Source organism: Pseudoalteromonas sp. BZA4, assembly GCF_040104395.1.
In the GTDB taxonomy this organism is placed as follows: domain Bacteria; phylum Pseudomonadota; class Gammaproteobacteria; order Enterobacterales; family Alteromonadaceae; genus Pseudoalteromonas.
This window is the reverse complement of record NZ_JBECOT010000094.1, coordinates 1-11046: the sequence shown is the minus strand read 5'-3', so window position 1 is coordinate 11046 and position 11046 is coordinate 1. Positions and strand designations below refer to the sequence as shown.

Sequence of the window (11046 nt, the reverse complement as noted above, 5' to 3'; positions counted from 1 at the left end):
TCTTCCACAAGTTCAAGGTGGCTAAATAACGACATAATTAACAAGTAGATAGTGACAATGTGGGCGTTATTAGATCAGAAAAGAGGCGGATGTTAAAGCCTTTTTACAAAGTGCGATCCCGCCGTGGGATAGATATGAAGCTATAGCGCACAATATGATACTAGAAAAAATCAAAATAAAATCTATAAACTTAGCATTTACACCAACATCTTTTTTATATTTATCAATAGACGACATAATTGACCAATTCAAAAAATAAGGGTTTTTATAAAAAAAATAAACAGCTGAAAAAGTACTAAATAAAATAGAAAAAAAATCATATATAACCTCACAAAATATCAAACTATTTTATAATCCTTTTAAAATCTCACGCCATTTAAAGCGAATGGCGTGAGAATAATTTTCTTACACCTCACATTGCCCAAATAAGTGATTAATACCTACACCTATGAAATAGCCTCCCATTAATGAACCAGCTAAAGCAGTACCAATAAAACCACCAGCAGCTGCAGCTGAAGAATATCCTGTCGCAGCTCCTATTGTCATGCCTGTTCCACCGCCAACACCATAGCCAATAGCAATATCACCAAAGCTTGGCAAAGAACAGCCATCAAGAGAGAATGCACCATTTACTTCTTTAATTTCATTTACATTTAATTCGCGCATATCGATGCTCCAAATTTGTATAGCTGATTATTTATATCTATACTCAGCAAATGTTGATTATTTATTTTGCAATATAAAAATATAGGCAAAATAAGTTGTTAATAGGCTAGCTTTAGCTGCTCGCTAAAGTTAACTAAAGCTGGCCGCTTTTTTAGTAATTTGCATTTAGCAAACCACCAAAACTTTCAAATTTAATTGACTTAACTCACACGCCCTTTGAGGCTGTACAGTGGCTCTAGTAACCACTCAATTAATGTGCGCTGTTCTAACATTATGTCTGCCTCAAACAACATACCGCTTTTTAACTCAAAGGCCTTTCCATACGCAGACATTTGCTGCTGACTTAAGGTAGCCCTAAGTCGATATACTGGCTCTTGCAATGTAATAGGTAACCGCACTTCGTTTGGTGTAATAAGTGCCTTATCAATACGGCTAATTGTGCTATTGATAAAACCAAAGCGTTGATATGGAAAGGCATCAAAACGTAACCTAGTTTCGTTGCCTATTTCTACAAACCCTGCGGAGCGCGTTGGTAATAGTAATTCAGCAACTAACTCAGAACCCTCAGGTATAATATGCAGTAAAAGCTTTGCTTGGCTTAACACCTCTCCTTCGACTACTTGGATGCCTGTAACAACACCATTATTGCTAGCCGTAATTGTGTAGCTATAGTTGCTTTTTAACTGCGATAGTTGGTTTTGTGTATCTGAAATTTCTCGTTTTAAGTTACTGATGCGAAGTGCATATTGTTGTGGAACGTTAGCAAGATTAAAGCGTAATTGACTCAGTTGATTATTTTGCTGCATCAGTATTCGAGCTAAGTTTTGCTTTTCTTGCTTAACATCGAGTAAAGCTTGTTGTTGCTGCTCACGTTCTATATTCGATAAAAAGCCACTCTTATTAAGCTGGTTGAAATTAGCTTGTTGACTTTGCAATAGGTCAAGCTTTTCATCTGCGAGTGTTAATTGACTTTGTAGTGCAAGCTTTTCTTCATTTAAAAGCGTTTGCTGTGCTTCAAGGTTTAGTATTTCTTGTTTTTGCAGCACTTTAGTTTGCATAACCTCATGATTCAAAAGTTTAATTTGCTCTTTCAATTGTTCAACTAACTGTGAACTGAGATCTAAACCTTGACTATCATTTTGCTGAACAACAATTGAAGCAAGTGCTTGTCCTTTAATGACAGAGTCACCTTCTTTTACATGAAGTTTTTCAATTGTTCCGCCTTGATTAGCAAAACTTTGAATGACGCCTTTACTAGGCATGAGAAAACCACGTACGGTTTCTTTGCGGGAATATTCTGCTGTAAAAAGAAATACTATAACCGCAGCTGCAACAGAGCTTAGGGCTACAACAGTTAATTTAATCGATAATGGTTGCGCTAAAGTGATTACGCCAGTTAAACGTTCACTTTGCTGTGCAATCGCTTCCTTTCTAAACAAGCTCATAACAAAATCCTTTTGCTATATCTCTTGAATTTAAAATTAGCGGGACATTCTAATTTTTGTAAATCAGAATTTTCCTAAATATGAAACGCAGTACAAATTAAAGGTTTAATTACTAAAATAAAATAGAAAGTTAATTAAAATATATTAATTAACTTTAAGCACTAAGCTGAATATAGCTTAGTACTTAAATGTTAATTAACTTGCTAAAATCTTCATTGGTAAGCTGAGGATTGGGCTTTCTGAGTCAGCAAAGTGCATCATCACTGCAACGTGACCTGCAACAACCAGTGCGTACATTACCGCTGAAAAACCTTGTCCATAAGTATCGAGAGGGATGAGGTGTGAGTAGTGACGTCCGCGCCATTCAAAGATAATCTCAAGAGCCCCTACAAATAAGAAAAACACCAGTAGCATCAAGCCAAAGGTGTAACTTAACCACAAGCCAAATAACACACCTAATAAACACACACTAAGGCCTATCCATGAACGCATCGAAAAACTAATGCTTTTAAGTACATGGCCGCCATCTAGGGGCAGAATAGGTAACAAGTTAAATAGGTTTAACAGTGCACTGAGTACCGCCACCCCGGCGAATATTTCCATTTCAGTGGCGTAGTAAAGCACTACTCCCAGCACAGAGGTAATTAAGCCAAAAGCGGGCCCCATGAGTGAGATCACCACGTCTTGCCACCGCGTGGTGATTTTATCATCAGAAACAGCCAAACCACCGACAAAGGGGATAAGGTAAATACCTTTAGTTTTAATGCCAAAATATTTCATAGCGCGCACATGACCATATTCATGCACCACCAAGCAAGCAATTAGCATCAAGGCAAATTCAATGGAAAATAACCACGCATAGCCTGCCACCGAAGCACCCGCTAAAGCCGCTTTCACGACTTTTGCACTTTTGAATAATTTAAAGCCCAGTGCCAGCAAACCAATAATGCCGCGTTTTGGTTCAGCTTCTTGTAACTCAGGTAAAGCAAGTTGGCTCACCTGCTGCTGGTTAACAAAGATTGCTAAGCTTTTTTCGTGCACTTTACTAGTATCAAGGCCAATACGCTGCCCCTGAAAATCAAACTCATAAAGTTCTGACTCTGGATTATCGAAGGCAATTGCTTGTTGTTGATGAAAAAGCTGAATTAACTGTGAGCCGTTTAAATGCAAAATAAAGGTTTCGTCTGCGAGGCTCAGCTGAAGTCTGACCATAGTTCTTATAAATACGAATAAAAAGTGCGGCTATTATACTGAGGCCTTACAAAATTACGAATTTCCTTTAGGTACAAGGAGGTATATTTTTCGCCCCACAAAACAAGCAAAAAACATGACGAAATACCGTTTATCTACTACTTTTAACTATAGCGTTCTTGTTCATGGAGTGAATATGGTGAAGTCAAACAGACACATTCTCGTAGTGGATGACTCAAAAGCCATCCTGATTGTTATGCATGCCATTTTGAATGAGCTTGAGGTTCCGCACATCACAACCTGCCTAAGTGCAGAAGAAGCTTTAGAAAAAATTAAAAAAGCACCTCGATTCTTTGATGCCATTTTTACCGATCTCAATATGCCAGATATGGATGGTATGGAGCTTATTCGCCACTTAGGCGCTATGAAGTACCAAGGTGCAATTGCCATTATTTCTGAGATGGATCCTAAAGTTATAGACCTTGCCGCAGACCTTGCTCGTAAGCATAGCGCTCACTTAATTGGTAACGTCACTAAACCCGTGCAACTTAATCAAGTGTATTTACTACTGCAAAAGCTTGAGCACTTTGCCATTCATGTTGAGCGCACAAAAACCCCTATTTCTGAGTCACTGCTACTACATGCCATCAGTCATAATGAGATTATTCCGTTTTATCAACCTAAGATAAATCGCCACGATAATCGGGTTGAAAGTATAGAGGTGCTTGCCCGTATCAACACAAGCCAAGAAGAGGAAATTATCTTACCGGAGCGCTTCATTTGTATCGCTGAAGACCTAGATTTAATAAACCTTATTACTTTTCAATTGTTTGAAAAAGCCACTAACGATTTTGCAGAAATCAAAGAGCAGTTTGATCCTAATTTAAAACTGGCGTTTAACTTATCCCCTTCGCAGCTCGAGGACTTAAGCTGCCCAGATAAACTGGCTTTAATACTGCATCTTAACAACCTAACACCCAGTGAAGTGATTTTAGAAATTACCGAACAGTATGCTCTTCGCAGCACTGCACAACTCGAAACACTCAACCGTTTACGAATGCGCGGTTTTGGTATTTCACTTGATGACTTTGGTACTGGCTTTACTAACGTTCAGCAGCTAAAAACGCTGCCATTTACCGAAATTAAGATCGATCGCACCCTGATCAGTAATATTGAAACCGATCAGTTTTCTCAAGTGATTGTTAGTAGCTTGGTGAATATAGCGATACAAGAAGATCTCGCTATTGTGGCCGAGGGCATTGAACGAGTTGAAGAACTTGAATACCTCGACCGCTACAAAGAGTTTATTTTAATGCAGGGCTTTTTGCTGTGCCGCCCGAAAGCCAAAGAAGACTTTTTAAATTGGTCACTTTCATGGCGGCAAATGGTAAAAACTGCAGCAGGACATCGCCGCTAAGGTTTACGCTTATCGTCACTGACGATGGTATTACTCGATGCTAAACGTTGTCGCCAACGCTGTTTGGCGACTTTTTGCATATTAGCTGATTGATCATGCTCATCAACAATTTCGAGCCCCATTAATGCTTCAATTAAATCTTCAAGAGTGACAATACCTTGTACATCACCATATTCATCCACGACTAAACAAATATGCGTGCGCTCAGATAGTAAGGTTTCGAGTAAGGTCGGCACATGCAAGGTTTCTGGTACGGTGTAAATAGGCTTAACGAGCTTGCTAATTTTATAGTCTTCACCTAAACGATGATATGCCAGCATAATGTCATTTTTATGCACAAAACCAATAATATCATCACCATTTTTGTCATAAACCAATACTCGAGAGAACGAAGAAGAACCGTGCTCCGCCAAGTATTGGTTTACGGTTAAGTCTTTATGCACTTTAAAAAGTACCGTACGTGGTGTCATTAAGGTATCGAGTTTGGCATGACGAAAGTGCAGCAGGCTACGAATGATTTCAGATTCATCTTGCCCAAGGGCTCCTGATTCAGTGCCAATATCAGCCATGGCTTCAATCTCTTGGCGAATATAATAGGCTTCATCGTAATTACGCCCCAAAAAGCGCGTTAAAATGTCTGCAAACCACACAAAGGGTTTTAGAATAAACACCAACCAAATTAGGCTCACACTAACAATGGGTGTTAATCCTCGCCAATAATTAGCTCCTAATGTTTTAGGAATAATTTCAGAAAGCACCAGTACCAATAACGTCATAATTGCAGAGGCAACGCCAACCGCAGCATCTGAAAACACCACCGCAGCTTGTGCGCCAACGCCAGCGGCACCAGCAGTGTGCGCTATGGTATTTAACGTGAGTATTGCCGCCAACGGTTGGTCTATGTTGTCTTTAAGCTTACCAACACGTTTTGCCAATTGTGGTTGCTGTTTTCTGAGCATGGCAACATAACTTGGTGTAATACTTAACAGTACTGCCTCCATCACTGAGCACAAAAACGAAACCGCAATGGCAACAAACATATAAACAAGTAACAATGTCACTGTAAGCCCTCTTAAAAAGTTAACCTGCTCACCATAGCAATTGAAAACCACAAGCTCAAACCCGACTGCAATCTAACGCAGAGCACTTTTTGGGTAATTTGCAGCGTGCTATATTGGTTTAAATTACCTTCAACAGGCGAAACTATGACACTTTCAACTACTTGGCTAAGCCAATCAGCCAAGCTAAAAACAACATTCAGTGCCTTAGCGTTATGTGCGTTAAGTAATACAGCGATGGCCGCTGCCATTGATAAATCAGCGGTGCAATTTATTGGCCCTCTTGGCGCAGATATGCAACTTAAGCCATATCAAACGGATCATCGCGATGCCATTATTGCTAACCTATTACCTAGCTTGCAAAAAAGCACCGATAGCATACGCGTTTTTGGTAATGAGCTTGACTGGCAATCATTCGACAAAGTGAGTGCGCTAACACTTGGTGGTTTACAGGCACTCAAATTTACCGCCTCAACTGAACGTTTTAGCCAAGGCTCATTAACACTTAAAGGCATTGAGAACGCACAGCTATTTATTGATGGTGAAAAGCAAACAGAAAAAAATAAAAGCTATGAGCTAGCTTTAAGCCAAGGCGATCATCAGTTTGTTATCATCACTGAGCAAGTAGCCAACTGGAATGAGGTTGAACTTGATTTTACGGCTAAGTCAGAACTAGATACTGTGCAATTTAGCGCTAAACAACAACACGGTTTGTCTGCTAAGCAATTATTTGATGCGCCAACAGTCAGTTATATTTCAATGGCACCAAATGGTGATTACTTCATTACTAGCCAACGTCATTACGAAGATGCAACCGCTAATCAAGCGCAATATGTTACTGAACTTAAAGACGCAAAAAACAATACACTTTATCGCTTTGAGTCAGCCCAACCAAGTAACATTACTTGGAGCCCAGATAGCAAAAGTTTAGTGTATTTATTAAATGGCGAGCTTAAGCGTTTAAACCTAAAAACCATGCAACTTAGCGTCATTGCTAAAAATCTAGCTGGTGCAAATGGCTTTCAGTTTTTTGATAACAACAGCTTAATTTTTAGTTGGTCAAAGTCTCCAACAGACAATGGTAAGCTCACTAAACATTATCAAGGCCTGCAAGACCGTTGGTCTTATGCTCGTACCACATCGCAAGTATATTTACTCGATATACCAACAGGTCTTAGCAAAATCTTAAGCCAAGGACCACTTAGCCATTCACTTGAAGATTTTGACGCTAAAAGCGGTCGCGTCTTAATGAGCCGCTCAGCACAAGCAATGCAGCTATCACCACAGCCAGCAACAGAACTTGTTGAGCTAAACCTAGCTACATCGGCTCTTACGGTACTTGGTCAATACAATACATTTAATCAGGCTAAATATACTGACGACGGAATTTATGTCACTGCCGGACCAGATTTTAATAACGGCTTAGGTCGTAACCTTCCTGAAGGGATGCTTGCTAATAACTATGACGGTCAACTTTATTTACTCAGCCGTGACGGTAAAAAAGCAAGCGCTTTAAGTAAGGAATTTAATCCGGCTATCGGCCATTTAAATGTGCTTGAAAACGGTGATGCGCTTATTAAAGTTACCGAGCAAGATACCGTACAACTTTATCAATTCGACTTAAGCAAAAAGCGTTTTAATAAAGTGAATACGGGTTTTGATGTTGTTGAGCAAGTTAGCTACTCACACGAACGCACCCCGCGCATTTTGGTTACCGGCACCACAGCGTCAACACCTCAGCAGTTAAAACAACTAAGCTTAGGTAAGAGCCGCGCTAAAACTGTGTGGGACTCTAAGCCAATTGGCTATGAAAATACGCAAGTAGCCTCACTGGAAGAGTTTAACTTTACTAATAAAGATGGCATTGAAATTAAGGGTCGCGTTTATTTACCCCATGATTTAGATAGCAATAAACAATACCCTGCACTGGTTTATTATTATGGTGGTACATCGCCAGTAACTCGTGGTTTTACCGGTCGCTACCCATTTAACCTATGGGCTGAGCATGGCTATGTTGTTTACGTTGTACAACCTACTGGCGCAACCGGCTTTGGCCAAGAGTTCTCGGCTAAACACGTCAACGCATGGGGTGAATACACCGCCAACGATATCATCGACGGCACAAAAGCCTTTTTAGATAAATATAGCTTTGTAGATAGTAAGCGTGTAGGTAATTTAGGAGCCTCTTACGGTGGCTTTATGACCATGCTACTCGCAACTAAAACAGATATGTTCAGTGCATCAATTGCCCATGCAGGGATTTCAAATATCACCTCGTACTGGGGCCAAGGTTGGTGGGGTTACTTATACTCAGCTGAGGCATCTAAAAATAGCTACCCGTGGAACAATCCTACACTTTATAGCCAACACAGCCCGGTGTTTCATGCTGACAAAGTAACAACGCCGTTATTACTCCTTCATGGTGATTCAGATACCAACGTACCGGTTGGTGAAAGCCACAATATGTACACCGCATTAAAGTTATTAGGTAAAGATGTTGACCTGATTGAGTACAAAGGTGCAGATCACCAAATTTTTGCTCGAGATAAACGTTTCGACTGGTGGAATACCATGTTGGCTTATTTCGATAAAAACTTAAAAGATCAGCCACAATGGTGGCAATATCTTTATCCTGAAAAGTAGTTTAATCATTTGGCTGGGCACGATGTGAGTGCTCAGCTTTCATTCTTTTCAACTATAGCTAAGCCATTAAATTGTAAGAAATAGTTACAAACCTCGCCAATACACTTCTCAGCCTTTGCCATACAGTGCTAACATAACAACAAATCAAGTGTGAAATTAAAGCGAATGACTATTCAAGTTTTATTGGTTGAAGACGACGAACTACTCGTTAAACGCATTCTTAATCATTTCAAAGAAACTGAGTTTAATATTGAGGTAGATTCAACGGGGGCCGATGCATTAAGCATTGTGCAATCGCGTGCTTCAACTAAAGAAGCAGTTTCTCTAGCCGTTATCGACATTGTGTTACCAAAACGCGATGGGCTTTTGCTTGCCAAAGAACTTAATGCACTAACAGATATTGGTGTTATTGTGCTGTCTAGTCGTGACTCGCAAGCTGACCGTATTGCAGGCCTTGCACAAGGTGCCGATGACTATATTTGCAAGCCGGTTGACTTACTTGAACTTGAACTAAGAATGCGCGCTCTTTTTAAGCGCATAAAAGGCTCTCAGCAAGATGATGAGAGTGAAGAGTTTATTGAATATGCCGACTTTAAACTGCACCCAGATAACCGCACATTAGTGACCCCTAATGGTGAAGAGTCTCGTCTTACCGAAGCAGAGCACAAGGTACTTATTTGCCTTATTGCAAATGCAGGTAAAGCGACATCGCGTGAAAAAATTTCCGAAGAAATTGGTCAACCTGACTGGAGCCCAAGCGATCGTACCGTTGATGTACTTATTGGCCGCTTACGTAAAAAATTAAGCGATGAAAAAGACCAAAAACGTATCGTTACCGTTCGCGGCAAAGGTTACATGCTCTCTATTTAGCAAGTTATCTAATACTGCGTTAATTGACTAATTAACCGCTCAAAGGCGCGATAATTCAGCGCCTCTTTTAATTCATTTAAGGTAATTGCGGGCTGTGCTTTCAAGTCGCTAATGGTACGCGCAACTTTAATAACACGATGATATGAGCGTGGTGATAAAGCCAGTTTTTCGCTGGCTTTTGCTAAAAACTGCAGCTCAGCAGCTGCCAACTCACAATGAATGCTCATTTCTTTATTATTCAAGCGCGCATTCACTTTGCCTTGCCGGTTAAGTTGAATTGCATAAGCTCTTTCAACTCTGGCTCTTACTTGTTCACTGCTTTCTTCTACTTGCGTGCTCTGTAATTGGCTACTGGTGAGTCTAGGCAGCTCAATTTGTAAATCAATCCTATCGATAAATGGTCCAGATACTCGAGATAAATAGCGCAATACTTGATCAGGCGTTGCACGCTTATCAGTATGACTTCCTGTAGGGCTTGGATTTAATGCGGCGATCAGCTGGAATTGCGATGGAAATTCCATTTGTCGTGCCGCTCGCGATATAGTCACCACGCCCGTTTCCATTGGTTCACGCAGTGAATCGAGCACCTTTCTCTCAAATTCTGGCAACTCGTCTAAAAACAATACGCCGTTATGAGCAAGAGAGATTTCCCCCGGCTTAGGGTTCGAAGAGCCACCAACAAGGGCAACCGCAGAGCAAGTATGATGTGGATTTCTGAAGGGTCGTTCACGCCAATTCGATAAATCAACCGATTGACCAATTATCGAATATAACGCGGCGGTACTAATTGCTTCATCATCCGACATGGTTGGCATAATCGTAGGCATACGCTGGGCAAGCATTGACTTGCCAGTACCTGGAGGGCCAAGAAACAGTAAATTATGGCCACCAGCGGCTGCTATTTCGAGTACCCTTTTCGCGCCAGGTTGGCCTTTCACATCACTTAAATCGAGTAGCGTGTCACGCTGCGACTGCTGCTCTGGATAACAAATATTAAGTGGCAGAGGTTGCTGATTTAATAAGTCATTCCAAACATCTTGTAAGGAGTAAACAGCTTTTCGAGCGACGCCCGAAACAAGGCTTGCGAGATTATCGTTTTCAGCGGGTAAGAAACAACAGCGACCCTGCTCTTTCGCTCCTAACACCGAAGGTAAAATAGCATTTACCCCTCTTACTTCACCATTTAAAGCCAACTCTCCGTAAAACTCATAACGATGAATATCAGGGCTGTTTATTTGCCCAGAGGCGACTAAAATCCCCACAGCAATAGCCAGATCAAAACGGCCACCTTCTTTAGGTAAATCAGCAGGCGCAAGGTTTACGGTTATTCGTTGATCTGGAAAACCAAACTGAGAGTTTTCGAGTGCGCTACGCACTCTATCTTTTGATTCTTTGACTGACGCTTCAGGCAAGCCAACGATATGAATTGTATTTTCTTATGCCCTTGATACTATGCTGACCAAATTCGACAGGGCAAATCACAGAGATGAAAAAAAAGGCTTATTCATACATACGATTCAGCACACATCAACAAAGCTTCAAGTCAAGCTTAGAAAGGCAAGAAACTGCAATAAGGAAGTGGATAGATAACAACCAAGAATATGAGCTCATGGATTGCAGCTACAAGGACCTAGTACTTCATCACACAAGTTCTGACTAGTTGAGGGCACCATAGGCCCTCTGAAGTTTTTCACGAGCTAATTCAACATTAAACATCCAGTTTATACTTGTTCTTTCTTTATTCCTGCTCCATTCC

Annotated in this window: 7 protein-coding genes and 1 pseudogene; 3 read left to right on the top strand and 5 right to left on the bottom strand. The window is 40.7% G+C overall.

Translation table 11 applies throughout. The annotated features are described in order from the left end of the window. Positions 1-405 precede the first annotated feature (405 nt). The 3 genes from ABMY41_RS20645 to ABMY41_RS20635 all read right to left on the bottom strand — a co-directional run bounded on the left by ABMY41_RS20645 (position 406) and on the right by ABMY41_RS20635 (position 3323). On the bottom strand, positions 406-666 hold the full coding sequence (locus ABMY41_RS20645; protein WP_287245637.1) for a hypothetical protein: 261 nt from the start codon (positions 664-666) through the stop codon (positions 406-408). A gap of 200 nt (positions 667-866) precedes the next feature. Beyond that, positions 867-2111, bottom strand: coding sequence for an HlyD family efflux transporter periplasmic adaptor subunit (locus ABMY41_RS20640; protein WP_287245636.1), 1245 nt, complete (start codon positions 2109-2111; stop codon positions 867-869). A 195-nt stretch (positions 2112-2306) separates the two neighbouring features. After that, positions 2307-3323, bottom strand: coding sequence for a site-2 protease family protein (locus tag ABMY41_RS20635; protein ID WP_058583707.1), 1017 nt, complete (start codon positions 3321-3323; stop codon positions 2307-2309). 175 nt (positions 3324-3498) lie between these two features. Between ABMY41_RS20635 and ABMY41_RS20630 the strand changes: the two genes are divergently transcribed. Then, entirely contained in the window at positions 3499-4719 is a 1221-nt protein-coding gene (locus ABMY41_RS20630) for an EAL domain-containing response regulator (RefSeq protein ID WP_349276109.1), read from the top strand. On the opposite strand, the gene ABMY41_RS20625 is transcribed toward ABMY41_RS20630, so the two are convergent. After that, the gene (locus ABMY41_RS20625; protein WP_054563948.1) at positions 4716-5780 is read right to left on the bottom strand and encodes a hemolysin family protein; all 1065 of its coding nucleotides are present in this window, start codon (positions 5778-5780) and stop codon (positions 4716-4718) included. The two genes, ABMY41_RS20630 and ABMY41_RS20625, sit on opposite strands and share 4 nt — an antisense overlap. 144 nt (positions 5781-5924) lie before the next feature. Here ABMY41_RS20625 and ABMY41_RS20620 point away from each other — a divergent pair, with 144 nt between their 5' ends. After that, positions 5925-8420, top strand: coding sequence for a S9 family peptidase (locus tag ABMY41_RS20620; protein ID WP_349276108.1), 2496 nt, complete (start codon positions 5925-5927; stop codon positions 8418-8420). A 165-nt stretch (positions 8421-8585) separates the two neighbouring features. Beyond that, positions 8586-9290, top strand: coding sequence for a response regulator transcription factor (locus ABMY41_RS20615; RefSeq protein ID WP_062564684.1), 705 nt, complete (start codon positions 8586-8588; stop codon positions 9288-9290). A gap of 8 nt (positions 9291-9298) precedes the next feature. Here the strand turns inward: ABMY41_RS20615 and ABMY41_RS20610 are convergent. Beyond that, positions 9299-10714 (bottom strand): annotated as a pseudogene (locus ABMY41_RS20610) (YifB family Mg chelatase-like AAA ATPase); the annotation flags it as partial. Positions 10715-11046: the final 332 nt, after the last annotated feature.